This is a genomic window from Pseudomonas capeferrum, from assembly GCF_013523055.1.
In the GTDB taxonomy this organism is placed as follows: domain Bacteria; phylum Pseudomonadota; class Gammaproteobacteria; order Pseudomonadales; family Pseudomonadaceae; genus Aquipseudomonas; species Aquipseudomonas capeferrum_A.
In genome coordinates this window covers 14,562-29,401 of the sequence record NZ_JAAMQM010000024.1, presented here as the reverse complement: position 1 = coordinate 29,401, position 14,840 = coordinate 14,562, and the positions used below count along the sequence as shown (strand labels likewise).

Annotated in this window: 14 protein-coding genes, 1 tRNA gene and 2 pseudogenes; 13 read left to right on the top strand and 4 right to left on the bottom strand. The window is 61.0% G+C overall.

Translation table 11 applies throughout. The features are described 5' to 3' along the window. The first annotated feature begins 39 nt into the window (after nucleotides 1-39). From can to G7009_RS23085, 5 genes and pseudogenes are all read left to right on the top strand, one after another. On the top strand, nucleotides 40-678 hold the full coding sequence (can, locus tag G7009_RS23100; protein ID WP_181132418.1) for a carbonate dehydratase: 639 nt from the start codon (nucleotides 40-42) through the stop codon (nucleotides 676-678). Between the two features lie 98 nt (nucleotides 679-776). After that, complete coding sequence (locus tag G7009_RS23095; RefSeq protein ID WP_181132417.1) at nucleotides 777-1,085, top strand: hypothetical protein; 309 nt, start codon at nucleotides 777-779, stop codon at nucleotides 1,083-1,085. A gap of 154 nt (nucleotides 1,086-1,239) precedes the next feature. Continuing rightward, complete coding sequence (locus tag G7009_RS23090; RefSeq protein WP_181132473.1) at nucleotides 1,240-1,845, top strand: D-Ala-D-Ala carboxypeptidase family metallohydrolase; 606 nt, start codon at nucleotides 1,240-1,242, stop codon at nucleotides 1,843-1,845. Nucleotides 1,846-1,933: 88 nt separating this feature from the next. Then, nucleotides 1,934-2,224, top strand: a pseudogene (locus G7009_RS27890) (type II toxin-antitoxin system RelE/ParE family toxin). Nucleotides 2,225-2,274: 50 nt separating this feature from the next. Further along, a complete protein-coding gene (locus tag G7009_RS23085; protein WP_181132416.1) occupies nucleotides 2,275-2,526 on the top strand; it encodes an addiction module antidote protein in 252 nt (83 codons plus the stop codon). A 228-nt stretch (nucleotides 2,527-2,754) separates the two neighbouring features. Here G7009_RS23085 and G7009_RS23080 read toward each other — a convergent pair. After that, nucleotides 2,755-2,831 (bottom strand) — tRNA-Met (locus G7009_RS23080). 105 nt (nucleotides 2,832-2,936) lie between these two features. Then, on the bottom strand, nucleotides 2,937-3,212 hold the full coding sequence (locus G7009_RS23075) for a FecR/PupR family sigma factor regulator (protein WP_181132415.1): 276 nt from the start codon (nucleotides 3,210-3,212) through the stop codon (nucleotides 2,937-2,939). Nucleotides 3,213-3,387: 175 nt separating this feature from the next. Here G7009_RS23075 and G7009_RS23070 point away from each other — a divergent pair, with 175 nt between their 5' ends. The 6 genes from G7009_RS23070 to G7009_RS23045 all read left to right on the top strand — a co-directional run bounded on the left by G7009_RS23070 (nucleotide 3,388) and on the right by G7009_RS23045 (nucleotide 10,449). Beyond that, the gene (locus tag G7009_RS23070; RefSeq protein WP_181132414.1) at nucleotides 3,388-4,605 is read left to right on the top strand and encodes an MFS transporter; all 1,218 of its coding nucleotides are present in this window, start codon (nucleotides 3,388-3,390) and stop codon (nucleotides 4,603-4,605) included. Nucleotides 4,606-4,672: 67 nt separating this feature from the next. Beyond that, nucleotides 4,673-4,810 (top strand): hypothetical protein, encoded by a 138-nt coding sequence (locus G7009_RS23065; RefSeq protein WP_181132413.1) that lies wholly within the window; start codon nucleotides 4,673-4,675, stop codon nucleotides 4,808-4,810. A gap of 122 nt (nucleotides 4,811-4,932) precedes the next feature. Beyond that, nucleotides 4,933-6,093, top strand: coding sequence for an MFS transporter (locus G7009_RS23060; protein WP_181132412.1), 1,161 nt, complete (start codon nucleotides 4,933-4,935; stop codon nucleotides 6,091-6,093). A 140-nt stretch (nucleotides 6,094-6,233) separates the two neighbouring features. After that, nucleotides 6,234-6,860, top strand: coding sequence for a DNA-3-methyladenine glycosylase family protein (locus G7009_RS23055; RefSeq protein WP_181132411.1), 627 nt, complete (start codon nucleotides 6,234-6,236; stop codon nucleotides 6,858-6,860). A 69-nt stretch (nucleotides 6,861-6,929) separates the two neighbouring features. Beyond that, nucleotides 6,930-7,994 carry a bifunctional DNA-binding transcriptional regulator/O6-methylguanine-DNA methyltransferase Ada gene (gene ada / locus G7009_RS23050; protein ID WP_181132410.1) on the top strand — a complete coding sequence of 355 codons (1,065 nt, stop codon included), beginning with the start codon at nucleotides 6,930-6,932 and terminating at the stop codon, nucleotides 7,992-7,994. 55 nt (nucleotides 7,995-8,049) lie between these two features. Next, nucleotides 8,050-10,449: a DUF3772 domain-containing protein gene (locus G7009_RS23045; RefSeq protein WP_181132409.1), complete on the top strand. Its 2,400-nt coding sequence runs from the start codon at nucleotides 8,050-8,052 to the stop codon at nucleotides 10,447-10,449. A 9-nt stretch (nucleotides 10,450-10,458) separates the two neighbouring features. On the opposite strand, the pseudogene G7009_RS23040 reads toward G7009_RS23045, so the two are convergent. After that, nucleotides 10,459-11,123: pseudogene (locus G7009_RS23040) on the bottom strand (DUF3422 family protein). A 422-nt stretch (nucleotides 11,124-11,545) separates the two neighbouring features. Between G7009_RS23040 and G7009_RS23035 the strand changes: the two are divergent. After that, nucleotides 11,546-12,427 (top strand): manganese catalase family protein, encoded by an 882-nt coding sequence (locus tag G7009_RS23035; protein ID WP_181132408.1) that lies wholly within the window; start codon nucleotides 11,546-11,548, stop codon nucleotides 12,425-12,427. Between the two features lie 373 nt (nucleotides 12,428-12,800). Continuing rightward, nucleotides 12,801-13,946, top strand: coding sequence for a mechanosensitive ion channel family protein (locus G7009_RS23030; protein WP_181132407.1), 1,146 nt, complete (start codon nucleotides 12,801-12,803; stop codon nucleotides 13,944-13,946). A 104-nt stretch (nucleotides 13,947-14,050) separates the two neighbouring features. Here the strand turns inward: G7009_RS23030 and G7009_RS23025 are convergent, their stop codons facing one another. Next, complete coding sequence (locus G7009_RS23025; RefSeq protein WP_181132406.1) at nucleotides 14,051-14,755, bottom strand: SDR family oxidoreductase; 705 nt, start codon at nucleotides 14,753-14,755, stop codon at nucleotides 14,051-14,053. Nucleotides 14,756-14,840 lie beyond the last annotated feature (85 nt).

The window sequence follows — 14,840 nt, the reverse complement described above, 5'->3', positions numbered from 1 at the left end:
GGACCAGTCTCGCACGTGCACCCTTGATGAGGCAGCGACATGAACGACCTGCAGCAATTGATCGACAACAATGCGCGCTGGGCCGACGCCATTACCCAGCGTGACCCGGATTTCTTCGCCAAGCTGGCGCGGCAGCAAACCCCGGAGTTTCTCTGGATCGGCTGCTCCGACGCCCGAGTGCCGGCCAACGAGATCGTTGGCATGCTGCCAGGTGATCTGTTCGTGCACCGCAACGTCGCCAATGTGGTGCTGCACACCGACCTCAATTGCCTGTCGGTGATCCAGTACGCGGTCGAGGTGCTCAAGGTCAAGCACATCCTGGTTACCGGCCACTACGGCTGCGGTGGCGTGCGCGCCGCCATGCAGAATCGCCAACTCGGCCTGATCGATGGCTGGCTGCGTTCCATCCGCGACCTCTACTACGAAAAGCGTGCCGAACTGGCCAAGCTGGGCAGCGAAGAAGCCCAGGTCGATCGTCTGTGCGAACTCAACGTCATCCAGCAGGTGGCCAACGTCGGTCACACCAGCATCATCCAGAACGCCTGGCACCGCGGACAGAGCCTGTCGATCCATGGCTGTATCTACGGCATCAAGGATGGCCGCTGGAAAAGTCTGGATACCACGATCAGCGGATTCGAACAGTTGCCGCCGCAGTATCGGTTGCGGCCGTTGGAATAAACTTGGACTGTCATAAACATCAATACTGATATTTTTGTCAGGTGACGCGTTTTCTGGGAGTCGCTCTAATAACAGCAAATCCTCCTTGAGTACGCGTCATGAATACATCATGGATATTATCTACCCTGGTTGTGGCGATAGCGGCACTGAGTGGATGTAAGCCGGCGCCTCGCGATGCAGTAAAGGTCGACGGTGTTACGATCGACGAACCTATGGGGTTTGCCGTCTGTTCTCAACCGCCCCGCTCATATGCAAAGTATGTGACGCCGGGTTGGAATCAGTTGTGGGATAAAGACGAGCTCGTTCTGATTATCGCTTCCGATCCGCAGTTTCCGCGGATCGTCGAGGCTGATGGCTCGGAAGGTGCTGGCCAGGACAAGGATGATATCGTCAATGCGTATTTCTAGGCTTTCAACCCAGCCTTCGCTTTCATTCTTCCGCTCTCAAATCATCTATGATCGCCCTGGCGAGTGCGCTCAGGTACTACGCTGACCAAGACGAGAGTGCACCTGGAGCCTTGAGTACACTCCATTCAGGTCCCTCCCGAGGACAATGGTAATGATGATCCGCTGGAGCAGAGCAGTAGTGACAGCAGCCTTGCTAGGCTCACTCCCAGCCCACGCCGACGACCGCGATATCTGGATGTTCGCGCAGTGGGCTGGCGACAACGAAACCCGCCGTTTCCGTGAAATGCTGGTCGATGCGCGGCTCTATGGAGTAGTCCCCATCCATCAGTTGCTGCGTTCGGCATCCGACTGGCGTCTTTGCCGCGCCTCTCCCTTCGCGGTACCGCCAGCCAGCCAGTGGCCCGCGGTACGCTCCACCCTGCAATTGCTCAAGACCCTGGTCGATCAAGGCCAGCTGCGTCAATTCGAAGTGGTCTCGGCCTACCGCGATCCGCGGCTCAATCTTTGCGCGGGCGGTGCGGCCGACAGCGCCCACATGAGAGCGTTCGCGGTCGATGTGCTGCTCCCGGATTGGGCCGATCCGAACCCCTTGTGCCGCTTCTGGCAACAACATGGCCAGGCCTGGAACATGGGGCTTGGGCGCTATCCGTCTGGGCGTATCCATATCGATACGGCAGGTCATCGTACCTGGGGTGGTGATGGCGGGGCGGGTTCTTCCTTCTGCCCGAGATCGGCTGTCGAGCCGGCTCAACAAAGGTGAGGGCCTGGTATTCAGCGGCGCAGGACCCCGCCTCACCGTTCAGTCTGGAAAGATTAATTTGGTGTGAACCAAGGTTTACATTCGGCCTATGCATGCACTCATTCAAACCGACACATACAGGAAGTGGTTTGCTGCCTCGCGAGATGGCCGCGCGCAGGCCCGTATCAATGTTCGGTTGCGTCGGGTTGAGCTTGGAGTGCTGGGCGATTGTAAGTCGGTCGGCGAGGGCGTATCAGAGCTGCGAATCGATTATGGTCCAAGCTAGCGGGTATATTTCGTTCAGCGCGGTCATGAACTCATCATCCTTTTGGCGGGTGGCGATAAAGCCAGTCAGGCCAAAGACATCAAGTCCGCACTCAAGCTGGCTCGCGACCTTTAGGAGGGCGCCATGACAAATATCAAGCTGACCAATGGGACGCAGTAGACCCTTTGAAGAATGAAGAGGACATAGCCTTCTATCTTGAGGTCTGTCTTGAGGAAAACGACCCGAGATTACTTGCTGCTGCGCTGGGCGACATTGCTCGCGTCCGGGAAATGGCTCAGCTTGCACATGATACTGGCCTGGCTCGCGAGGGGCTTTACAAAGCGCTGTCTGTGGACGGAAGCCTCAGCCTTGCGACTATCATGACAGCCCTTGGGGCAAGGCTCCATGCAGAGATCGCGCCAGCTCATGCGAGGTAGGGCCGTAATGGTATTCGCGATCCCCTGATGTTCCTGCTCGGCACTTCCCAGATTGGGGGCTATTACTGTGTTTAGCTAAAGCGCGGCGCCTTGTTCTAGGCGAAATTTTCGCAAGGAGCGCAAAAGGGGGGAAGGAAATCCAGGGGCGCGATCGAAAACAAGAAAGCCCGCACTAGGCGGGCTTCTTGATGGATTTGCAGACTTCTCAGGAACTCTGCAAATCGAACTTGGTGGCTACACAGGGACTTGAACCCCGGACCCCAGCATTATGAATGCTATGCTCTAACCAACTGAGCTATGTAGCCAAGTGGCGCGCATTATTCCCCTGAAACGAATTGCTGTCAACACCCTCTTTGAAAAAAATCTCACGCATGATCAAAAGGTTAGCCAGGTGAGGGCTCAGCGGACGATCAACCAGTGCCCGAGCACGTCATGGACCCGCAAGTGCTGCTGTCGGGCCAATTGCTCAACGGTCTCGGCGCACCTATCCAGGTTGAAGTCGCCGCTGACCCTTCGATGTAGCGTTCCAGTTCGGCATAGGCGGATGCGTTGGCCGACGTTTCGCACCACATGGCGAAGGACTGGCGCAGTGCTTCGTCGCACTGGAAACGGCGCAGGCGCGAAAACCAGTCGAGTGCTTTCCGCTCGGGATCAGGCTGGTGTTGCAAGGCTGGCATCGGACTCATTGTCTGGCTGCTCGCGGAGGGCAAGGGTACCTAAGGGGACGACGGCGAAGCAAAAATTCTAGGTATGTTGAGAACCATTTACAGGCGCATTGTAGGGGGTTGGCAGAAAGCGGTGGATTTGTGTCCAGTTGTATCTGGATAATTGGATCCCGACCCCAGTGGATGGATCTTTCCCATGGCCCTCAGCAGTACTCGGAATCCCACAGCCAGTCCTACAACGACTGCACAAGGCAACTCTCTGGTGATGCGCATCATCGGCTTCTGCGCCTTGGCGCACTTGATCAATGATCTGATCCAGTCAGTGCTGCCAGCGATCTATCCGCTGCTGAAGGCCAACTACGATCTGAGCTTCGCCCAGATCGGCCTGATCACGCTGACCTTCCAGATCACCGCCTCGCTGCTCCAGCCGTGGGTCGGATTCTTCACCGACAAACGACCTACGCCCAACCTGTTGCCCGTCGGGACGCTCTGCACGCTGGCAGGCATCGTCATGCTGGCCTTCGTCGGCAGTTTCCCGATGATCCTCCTGGCCTCGGCACTGGTCGGTATCGGTTCTTCCACCTTCCACCCGGAGACTTCGCGTATCGCCCGGCTGGCCTCGGGTGGGCGCTTCGGCCTGGCACAGTCGACGTTCCAGGTCGGCGGCAATGCGGGGTCGGCGTTCGGTCCGCTGTTGGCGGCAGCCATCGTCATCCCGTTCGGTCAGGGCAATGTCGCCTGGTTCGGTATCGCCGGGCTGTTCTTCTTCGGCGTGACCTTGCTGCTGCGCCGCTGGTACAAGGATCACCTGAACCAGTTCAAGACCCGCGCCGCTCAGCAGGCCACCCATGGGCTGTCGCGCAAGCGAGTGATCGCAGCATTGGTGGTGCTGGGGCTGCTGGTGTTCTCCAAGTATTTCTACATGGCCAGCTTCACCAGTTACTTCACTTTCTACCTGATCGAGAAGTTCGACCTCTCGGTAGCCAGCTCCCAGCTGCACCTGTTCCTGTTCCTGGGCGCCGTGGCGGCGGGCACATTCTTCGGCGGCCCGATCGGCGATCGTATCGGGCGCAAGGCGGTGATCTGGTTCTCGATCCTTGGTGTCGCCCCCTTCACCCTGGCACTGCCCTATGCCGACCTGTTCTGGACCAGCGTACTCAGCGTGGTGATCGGTTTCATCCTGGCCTCCGCGTTCTCGGCCATCGTCGTCTACGCCCAAGAGCTGGTGCCAGGCAATGTGGGGATGATCGCCGGGATCTTCTTCGGCCTGATGTTCGGCTTCGGCGGCATCGGCGCCGCGCTGCTGGGCTATCTGGCCGACCTTCGCGGGATCGAGTATGTCTATGGGCTGTGCTCCTACCTGCCGCTGTTCGGGCTGCTGGCGATCTTCCTGCCTTCCACCGGCAAGCGCTGAGGCACATTGACGAGGCGGCGGGCCTTGGCTAGAGTGCCGCCTCCTTTTCATCCTGCGTAGTCGATGCATGCGCCGTTATCCGATCCTTGGTCGTTTCTGCCAGCCCCTCGTCGGGGCCATGCGCAAGGCGTGGCCAAGCGACACGGTGCTCAAGCGTCGACGCAGCGTGCTGTTCGCCTTCACCTTCTCCCCACCCACCGCGTGAATCGATCGCGCCAAGTGCGGGCACGCTTGCCGTGTGTTCGCGGGCGCTTGCGTTCGAACATCGTCGAGTGATCGTCACCCGTCGCGGCCATGTCGCCAGCGACGGGGGCATGAGGAGTGGAAATGAACAAGCGTTTGCTGGCTGGCCTGCTGTTTGCCGTGTCCGTGGTGGGTTTCAGTCTTGGCGCGAGTCTGCCATTGGTGTCCCTGAGACTGCTCGATGCCGGGGCCGATACCTTGCAGATCGGCATCGTATCGGCGATCCCTGCGGCCGGCATGATGCTGTCGGCCTTCATGGTCGATGCCTGCTGTCGACACCTGACTCGGCGTACCATCTACCTGTTGTGCTTCGGCCTGTGCATGACGAGCATCGCCTTGCTCGAATGGGCATTCAGCTCGATCTACCTGTTGGCCCTGTTGCGCCTGGGCTTGGGAATCGGCATGGGGGTCGCCATCATCCTGGGCGAGTCCTGGGTCAATGAACTCTGCCCGGAGCACAATCGCGGCAAGATCATGGCGCTGTACGCCACCAGCTTCACCGGTTTTCAAGTACTGGGGCCGGCCATGCTGGCCGTGCTCGGCGCGCACAGCCCCTGGGTGACCGGCGTCGTCACGGGTTGCTACGGTCTGGCGCTGTTGTGCATCGTGCTGACGGTACCGAACGACTATGTCGAACATGAGGAAGAAGGAGACAAAAGCTTCTCCCTGGCCGGATTCTTCCGCGTGGCACCTGCGCTATGCGTCGCCGTGCTGTTCTTCTCGTTTTTCGATGCCGTCGTGCTTTCGTTGCTGCCGGTCTACGCCACCAGCCATGGCTTCGCCATCGGTGTGGCGGCGATGATGGTGACCGTGGTGTTCGCTGGCGACATGCTCTTTCAGCTGCCCTTGGGCTGGCTGGCCGACCGCTGCGAGCGCACCTGGCTGCACCTGATGTGCGGGCTGGTGGCCATGTCGATCGGTGTGGCGTTGCCTTGGCTGCTGCAGATGACCTGGCTGCTCTGGCCGTTGCTGCTGCTGCTGGGCGCGGTCGCCGGTGGGATCTATACCTTGGCCCTGGTGCTGATCGGCCAGCGTTTCAAGGGACAGGACCTGGTGACCGCCAATGCCAGTGTCGGCCTGCTCTGGGGTGTCGGCAGCCTGGTCGGGCCGCTGGTCAGCGGTGCCGCCATGGATGTGGCGCCTCATGGGCTGCCCATGGCATTGGCACTGATGGCGGGTCTGTTCGTGTGCTTTGCCCGTCATTCCTACCGACGGGTGGGGCGGATGCGGGCAGTGGCCGATTGAAATCCGCCTTGCTCGGCGAGGCGGGAAAGGGGCACAGGAAGAGCGATGCCGCCTCGGCAATTGCTCCGCAAGAATCGACGTTCAACCGAATGACCGCCTGGGCTAACATGGTCCTCCACGGCCACCACAGGTAGTGCGTCATGATCCAGGCTGACTTGTCTCTCGAAGCCTATGGCAACGCATCGCGTTTTCTTGAAACCCTCGATTCGGATTGGGCTCGGCACATCGCAACGATCGGGCCTTGCCTGCATCGCGCCACGCCGGGGCGTGAACCGTACGAAGCCCTGGTACGCGCCATTGCCTACCAGCAACTGCACGCCAGGGCGGCCGAAGCGATTCTCGGGCGCATGCTGGGGTTGTATCCGGACGTGGATTTCCCCTCGCCCGAGCAACTGCTGGCCCTCGATCCCCAGGCCTTGCGTGCCTGCGGTTTTTCGGCCAACAAATTGGCGACGATCCGAGGCATTGCCCAGGCGCGGTTGCAGGGTACGGTGCCCACGCGGGAAGAGGCCCTGGCGTTGCATGACGATGCGCTGATCGAGCGACTGGTGGTCCTGCCCGGCGTTGGCCGCTGGACCGTCGAGATGTTGCTGATCTACTGCCTCGAACGCTCCGACATACTACCGGTGGATGACTTTGCCGTGCGCGAGGGGTACCGGCGAATCAAGGGTTTTGAAAAAGCCCCGACGCCGGCGCAGATGCGTGCGTTGGCTGGCCCCTGGAGCCCTCATCGCACGGTAGCATCCTGGTATCTATGGCGGGCTTGAGCCAGCGCGGCGCTCCGCTGCATTGAACAGTGCCCTGCTCAGGCCGCGCCTGAAGGGACGGGAGGCAATGTGAAACCTACGCCATGCTTCACAACCGACGAACAGCGCTGGCGTGCCGTCCAGGCCCGCGATGCCAGTGCGGCTGGCCAGTTCGTCTATGCCGTACGGACCACCGGGATCTATTGCCAGCCGGGTTGCAGCTCGCGTGCTCCACGCCAGCACAACGTCGAGTTCTTCCTGACGCCTGCAATGGCGGAAAGCGCGGGTTATCGTGCCTGTCTGCGCTGCAACGCGAACCCTGACTCGAACAACCGGCGCGCGGCCTGGGTAGCACGCGCCTGCACCTTGATCGAGAACAGCGATGCCGACCTCGGGCTCGAGGAATTGGGCAGGCGACTGGCGATGAGTCCCTATCACCTGCAACGCCAGTTCAAGGCCGAGACCGGCCTGTCGCCCAAGGCCTATGCCATGGCGTATCGTGCCAAGCGCCTGCGCGAGGCATTGGATGACCCGTGCACTTCGATCACCGATGCCATCTATGAAGCAGGCTTCAATTCCAACAGCCGGTTGTATGAAAGCGTCGGACACCGCCTGGGCATGCGCCCACGCGAGTACCGTGCGGGCGGGGTGGGCGCCACCATTCGCTTCGCCCTTGGCCAATGCTTCCTGGGGGCTATCCTGGTTGCCCGGAGCGAGCGCGGAATCTGCGCGATTCTTCTGGGTGATGACCCGGAACCGCTGTTGCGTAGTTTGGAGGCACGTTTTCCGAAAGCCCGACTGATTGGCGGCGATGCGCAGTTCGAGCAGTTGGTCGCGCAGGTGGTGGGTTTTGTCGAGCATCCTGGATTGGGCCTGGACCTGCCGCTGGATATCCAGGGCACGGTCTTTCAGGAGCGTGTCTGGCAGGCCTTGCGCGAGGTCCCGGCCGGCAGCCGCGTCAGCTATACCGAGCTCGCCGAACGCATTGGCGCGCCCAAGGCCGTACGCGCCGTGGCCCTGGCCTGCGCTGCCAACCACATCGCTGTAGCCATACCTTGTCATCGCGTGGTACGCCGTGACGGCGATATCAGTGGCTACCGCTGGGGCGTGGAGCGCAAACGACAGTTGCTGGAGCGCGAAACAGCGCTCACCTGAGGCGCGCAAGCAGCGTAGAATCCCCGCCCTGTCTTGATGGGAGGAAGGTAATTCCATGCGTATCAGCCTTAGAGTCATTTGCCTGGGGATATTTTCTCTTTTGCTGACTGTGGCGACCCCGGCCTGGTCGGCACCGTCCGTCCCGGCTTCGCGCGTGGTGACGGGCGACCTGCCGGTATTGGCCGAAGATGCCAGCCTGGACCAGCTCAATGACCGGCTCGACCTGATCCGGCAGGGCGTTACCAGCAATGCCAACGACGACCTGCTGGCCCAACTGCGTCAGGCAGCCCTTCAGGTGCAGCGCCAGGCCGATGCTCTCAGCGTGTCGCGCACCAGTGATCTGGCACGCTTGGACGATCAGCTCAATGTGCTGGGCCCGGTGTTGCCGGACGAGGCCGAAACGTTGACACGTCAGCGCCAGCAACTGAACGCGCAGAAGAAAACGCTGCTCGCTCAGCAGCAACAGGCCATCCAGGTGACTCAGTCAGCCCGCGACCTGTCGACGCAGATCGTCAACCTGCGCCGCAGCCTGTTCAACTCACAGATCACCAGCCGCGCGGCGAGCCCGCTGAGCCCTGCGTTCTGGTCCAGTATCATCCGTCCTACCGATGATGACCTCGGGCGCCTGCGAGACCTCAGGGGCGAAGCCGCGACCGCGATCAGCAGCGCCTTCAGCGCGCAGAACCGCGTCTTGTTCATTTCCAGCCTGATCGCCGCCTTGTTGGTTTGGACCCTGGGTCGTCTGCTGCTCGAGCGTGGGTTGGCCTGGGCGGTGATCCGCTGGCTGCCGGAAGGTCGGCTACGTCGTAGCGCCTTCGCGCTGAGCGTCGGCGTGGCGACCCTGATCACCATCGGCGGTGCCGTGTCCCTGGTGCGTTGGGGGCTGGAAAGCAGCGCCGTGCTGGGCAGCGATGTCGCCAGCCTGATCAACCAGCTCCTTACCCTGGCGGTCTTCTGCGCCTTTATCGCCGGGCTCGGCCGGGCCGTGCTCATGCTGCAGCGGCCGAGCTGGCGCTTGCCGCCGATCCCCGACGAGGTCGCTCACGCGCTGCACTGGTTCCCACCACTGCTGGCCACGGCGTTGATGCTCCTGCTGACCCAGGAGCGCATCAACAGCGTGATTGCCAGCAGTCTGGCCTTGACCGTGGCGACCAACGGCATCACCGCACTGGTCGTGTCGTTGATCTTCGCGGCCGCGCTCATGCGCTATCGGCGCATCCGTCGCACGCATGGGATCGCGCGTCCGGCGGGGCTGGCCGGCCTGATTCCTTTCGTGATCACCGTGTGGGTCGGCCTCATCCTGCTCACCTTGCTGACCGGCTACCTGACACTGGCCTACTTCCTCACCGCGAAGCTGCTATGGGTCAGCGTGGTGGTCACCTGTGCCTATCTGCTCATTGCCGCATTCGGTGACCTCTGCGAAAGCCTGCTATCGCCGCACCAGCCCGACGGCCTCAAGCTGGCTTCCGCCCTGGGATTGGCCCCGCGGCACCAGGCCCAGGCCAGTACCGTCCTGGCCGGTGTCAGTCGCACCTTGCTGCTGTTCATCGCCGTGCTGCTCATCTTCATGCCGTCTGGCACCAGCCCCGGCGAACTGTTGTCGAGCCTTTCCGAATGGGATGGAAGCGGCGGCAAGATCCTCGGCAACCTGGACATCGTGCCGCAGGACATCTTCATTGCGGTCGCGATATTTTTCGGCGGCCTGTTCGCGATTCGCGTGGTCAAGCGCTGGCTGAACGATCGTCTGCTGCCCGAGACCGACATGGACGCCGGCATGCGGGCCTCCTTGGTGACCCTGGTGGGTTACCTCGGCTTCCTGCTCCTGGCGATGTTCGTGATGTCGACCCTGCACATCAACCTGACCAGCCTGACCTGGGTCGTGAGCGCGCTGTCGGTGGGTATCGGTTTCGGTCTGCAGGCCATCGTGCAGAACTTCATCTCCGGCCTGATCCTGCTGACCGAGCGCCCGGTGAAGGTCGGCGACTGGGTCAGCCTGGCGGGTGTCGAGGGAGACATCCGGCGGATCAATGTGCGTGCCACGGAGATCCAGATGTCGGACCGCTCCACCGTGATCGTGCCCAACTCCCAGTTCATCTCGCAGAACGTGCGCAACGTGACCATGGCCAACGCCCTGGGCGTGGTGGGGATCACCCTGACCTTGCCGCTGGACACCGATGCGGGAGAGGTGCGTGAACTACTGCTCCAGGCCTACGCCGAGCATGAGTCGATTCTCGACGCGCCAGCGCCTTCGGTGACCTTCAAGGACCTCACCAGCGCGGGGATGGTCATGAGCGCGAGCGGTTACGTGGCAGGGCCCCGTGTTGTGTCCGGAACCCGCAGCGACCTGCTGTTCACCATTCTCGGTCGCTTGCGTGACAAGGGCATCGCGCTGTCGACGCCACAGAGCATGGTCTTGCTGCAGGACACGCTGCGCCCGGTAGACGACGCGTCCTGAACCGTCGTTTCAGTGCTGCTTGGCCCGCCTGATCCGGAGCAGGATCAGCAGCGGGACCAGCAGCACGGGCGGTGCCATGCGCAACAGCGCGTCGCGCGACGTGAGCTGCGTGCCAAGCACGTTCAAGCCACTGTAGAGCAGTTTGAAAAGGTTCAGCAGGTAGTAGGTGATGGCGATGATGGACAAGCCTTCCACCGCTCGCTGGATCTTGACCTGGGCATCGGCACGGGTGTTCAGGCTGCGCAGGGTCTCGGCGTTCTGCTCCTCCATCTCGACCTGCACCCGCGCCTGCAGCAGGTCGCCCAGGTTGGCGACATTCTTCGCCAGTTGTTCCAGACGCTGGTCGGTCGCCGCGCAGGAGCGCACGGTGGGCTTGAATCGACCCTCGATGAACACCCCAGCTGCTGGCAATCTCCGACATGGCTTTCGCGCAGCTCGCCCAGGCGCTCGAATACCAGCTGTGCGTAAGCCTTGGTCGCACCGAAGCGGTGACAGGTGCGTACCGTGCGGCTGACTACCTGCCGCGACAGATGGGCAATCGCCTCGAGCAAAGCCTTGGAATCGTGACCGTCGACGCTGGCGCTACGTTGGGACAGGTCGAGCAGGGTCTTGTCGAAGGCGTTCAGCTCGGCACTCGATGCCTTGGCCTTATCCAAGGTCAAGGACGTCATCATGCGGTAGGTCTCGATTTCCAGCAGGCGCCGGATCATCCGACCTTGGCGATAGGCATTGATCGGCAATCTGTCGGCTAGCTCGCTGCCTTCAGGTGTCTTGAGGACAGACTTGCTCTTGTTGTGCGGTGTCCCAAGCAGGATCAAATACGCCTGCCTCCCACGAGCAACCACAACCGATAGAACCCACCCGGCAACCCTGGCACGTCTCTTGATCCATAAAAGTGTTTTTCTACGACGATAGCCACAGGATATCCAGGTGATTCGTATATTACATGGAACTCTCGAAAGACCACCGCTCATCTTGGAGTCATCAATCGGATGGACTCTTTGCCTCGCATAGCCCTTCTCAATACTGAATGCGTCCATCACGCCAGCAATGGTCGATCACACGCTTCCCTGAGAATAGCCTGAGGAAAACGCACATGTTCATGCATAACAAGCGTCTCCAATATACCGTTCGTGTCGCCCGTCCGAATCCTGGCCTGGCCAATCTGCTGCTGGAGCAATTCGGTGGTGCCCAAGGTGAACTGGCTGCGGCAGGTCGCTATTTCACCCAAGCGCTCGCCGAGGATGATCCAGGCCGCAAGGACCTGCTGATGGACATCGCCACCGAGGAGTTGAGCCACCTCGAAATCGTCGGCTCCATTATCGTGATGCTCAACAAGGGCGCCAAAGGCCAGTTGGCCGAAGGTGTCGAGGAAGAAGGCGAGCTCTACCGGGCCATAAACGGCGCCGGCAACGATTCGCACATCACCAGCCTGCTGTATGGCGCAGGTGCGCCACTGACCAACTCGGCCGGTGTACCTTGGTCCGCGGCCTATATCGACACTATCGGCGAGCCGACCGCCGATTTCCGCTCCAACATCGCAGCGGAAGCGCGGGCGAAGATCGTCTATGAGCGTTTGATGAATGTCACCGATGATCCAGGCGTCAAGGAAGCGCTCGGGTTCCTCATGACCCGCGAAATCGCTCATCAGATGTCCTTTGAAAAGGCGCTGCATGCCATCCAGCCGAACTTCCCGCAAGGCAAGCTGCCAGGCAATCCAGAGTTCACCAACAAGTACTTCAACATGTCGGGCGAACCGAACATGCGTGGGCCTTGGAACCAAGGCGAAGAATGGGAGTACGTGGAGTCGCCGGAGCCTGCCGTGGATGGCGGGGATGGGACCGCGTCGGTTCAACTCGATGCAGCCGACTACGACGTGCTGGAAGCCATGAAGCTGCGCACCAAGTCTGACCCTGACGCCAACCCGATCACTGGGGTCGACTTGGGCTCGGGTCTTGTCCAAGGCAAGGACGCCTGATGCCAAGTGCCGCGTGCTTCGCCGCGCGGCACGGTGGTTTCTCCCGGAAAGCATCACACCCCGCTCGACCATCCTCCAATTACGTTGCCCAGCCTGAGCTGGAACAGCCCGCTCGACCATTCGCAATACAAGCTCTTCCTACAGTGTTCATACGCCCCAGATAGCGCTTTTTGAGGCCAAGACAGGATCCGCTGGAAAAAAAATTTGGACAAACCCGCACCATGGGCCTCGAAACCCAGACGGTAGCGGCACGCCCAAGCGGTCATACCGAACCGAGTTTCTCTACCGGCCAGCGCTTTTGCGCTCACCTGGACTACAGGGCTCTGAGAGGGCCGGGCATTCAGCTAACACCCAGCAGTGAGGTACAACGATCATGGATCTAGGGTTCCTAGCCGTCATCACCGAAACCGAATTCCTTGGCATTACACTTGCCAACTGGTTCCTGGCGCTGTGCGCTACCACCCTGAGCTTCACCATCGCACGTGCGGGCATTGGTTTCATAATGAGGAACCTCAAGGCACGCAGTGGCAAGCGAGGTTCACATGTCAGCCAGATCGCGATCGACGTGTTGTCCAGTACCAGCAATACGCTGTTGCTCCTGGGCTCGATCCTGGTTGGTATCGGTGTTCTCGACCTTCCGGAGCGCTGGGCTTCCAGGGTAAGCAGCTTGTGGTTCGTGGTCGTGGCCCTGCAAGTCGGTCTCTGGGCCAGTCGGGCCATTGCGCTGGCGATGCTGCGCTATTTCAAGAGGCATAGCCACTCCGAAAACTACAGTGGCAGCGCATTGGCCACGTTGTCGCTTTGGGGCGCGAAGGTCCTGCTGTGGGCCGTCGTCATCCTGGCCATGCTGTCCAATCTGGGTGTCAACATCACCGCCTTCGTGGCCAGCCTTGGCGTAGGCGGTATTGCGATCGCGCTCGCCGTGCAGAACATCCTCGGCGACGTCTTCGCCTCCCTGTCGATCGCGGTGGACAAGCCATTCGAAGTGGGCGACTTCATCGTCGTGGGCTCATTGGCGGGTACCGTGGAGCATGTCGGCCTCAAGACCACGCGTATCCGCAGCCTGGGCGGCGAGCAGATCGTCATGGCCAACGCCGAGATGATCGGCAGCACCATCCAGAACTACAAGCGCCTGCAAGAGCGACGTATCGTCTTCAAGTTCAGCCTCACTCACGGCAGCACGCCCGAGCAGGTCAAGCAGGTCACCCAGCAGGTCGAGCGCATCATCCGCGAGCAGAAGCTTGCGCGCTTCGACCGTTCGCACTTCCTCGGTTTCGGCGAGTATTCGCTGGACTTCGAGACCGTCTACATCGTGCTCGACCCCAGCTACAACGTGTACATGGACGTTCAGCAGGCCATCAATATCGCCATGATGGAAGCGTTCGCCAAGATAGGCGTCAAGTTCGCCTTCCCGGCCAGGACGCTGTATGTCGAGTCGCTGCCGACCGCGCTCCAGAAAAGCCTGGCAGGCGAGGGCGTCACTGTGCCGGTCAAGGCGCCGGTGCCCGAGCGGGCGTGAGAGTGGACGGGTATCAGCTCGGGAGCCTGGCTGATACCCCTGATGCAGCGCTGCATTCGCATCGATGGAAAAAGCGGACCGCGCCAGGACGCGATCCTGCGCAATCAGACGCTGCGCGTCACACCGCCGTCTACCTTGATGTTCTGTCCGGTGATGTAGGCGGCCCCCTCACTGGCCAGAAAAGCGATGGTGGCGGCAATCTCCTCGCTGGTGCCGTATCGCTTGAGAGGCACGCTGTCGCGGCGCTCGTCGGTGGCCGGCAGGCTGTCGATCCAGCCTGGCAATATATTGTTGATCCGTACGTTATCGCCCGCATAGTTGTCCGCGAAGATCTTGGTGAAGGCTGCCAGGCCCGAGCGGAAAACAGCGGAAGTGGGGAACAGATCCATGGGTTCGAAGGCCCAGGCGGTGGAAATGTTGATGATCACACCACCTTTCTGGCGCTGCATGATCGGCGTGACCAGCCGGGTCGGGCGGATGACGTTGAGCAGGTAGGTGTCCATGCCCTTGTGCCAGTCTTCGTCGGAGATTTCCAGGATTGGCGCGCGAGGACCGTGGCCGGCGCTGTTGACCAATACGTCGATGCGTCCCCATTTCGACATGACACCGTCGACCAGATGCTGCAGATCTTCCACTGACTGGTTGCTGCCGGTAAACCCGACACCGCCCAATTCATTGGCCAGGGCCTCACCCTTGCCCGAGGAGGACAGAATGCCGACCCTGAAACCGTCGGTGGCGAGTTTTCGTGCGGCGGCCGCGCCCATGCCACTACCACCGGCGGTGATGATTGCTACTTTTTCGACTGTCATGCTGCCTCCTGGGAAATGCGGATCACACTTTCATGTGCCCCTACCGTAGCAGCAGCCCATTGCCTGGGGGAGACAGTCAGGCTTT

Coding starts and splice junctions, on each gene's coding strand:
- G7009_RS23095 (WP_181132417.1), top strand. CDS start 777: ATGAATACATCATGGATATTATCTACCCTGGTTGTGGCGATAGCGGCA.
- G7009_RS23065 (WP_181132413.1), top strand. CDS start 4,673: ATGCGCCGTTATCCGATCCTTGGTCGTTTCTGCCAGCCCCTCGTCGGG.
- G7009_RS23025 (WP_181132406.1), bottom strand. CDS start 14,755: ATGACAGTCGAAAAAGTAGCAATCATCACCGCCGGTGGTAGTGGCATG.
- G7009_RS23035 (WP_181132408.1), top strand. CDS start 11,546: ATGTTCATGCATAACAAGCGTCTCCAATATACCGTTCGTGTCGCCCGT.
- can (WP_181132418.1), top strand. CDS start 40: ATGAACGACCTGCAGCAATTGATCGACAACAATGCGCGCTGGGCCGAC.
- G7009_RS23030 (WP_181132407.1), top strand. CDS start 12,801: ATGGATCTAGGGTTCCTAGCCGTCATCACCGAAACCGAATTCCTTGGC.
- G7009_RS23055 (WP_181132411.1), top strand. CDS start 6,234: ATGATCCAGGCTGACTTGTCTCTCGAAGCCTATGGCAACGCATCGCGT.
- G7009_RS23075 (WP_181132415.1), bottom strand. CDS start 3,212: ATGAGTCCGATGCCAGCCTTGCAACACCAGCCTGATCCCGAGCGGAAA.
- G7009_RS23070 (WP_181132414.1), top strand. CDS start 3,388: ATGGCCCTCAGCAGTACTCGGAATCCCACAGCCAGTCCTACAACGACT.
- G7009_RS23045 (WP_181132409.1), top strand. CDS start 8,050: ATGCGTATCAGCCTTAGAGTCATTTGCCTGGGGATATTTTCTCTTTTG.
- G7009_RS23090 (WP_181132473.1), top strand. CDS start 1,240: ATGATCCGCTGGAGCAGAGCAGTAGTGACAGCAGCCTTGCTAGGCTCA.
- G7009_RS23060 (WP_181132412.1), top strand. CDS start 4,933: ATGAACAAGCGTTTGCTGGCTGGCCTGCTGTTTGCCGTGTCCGTGGTG.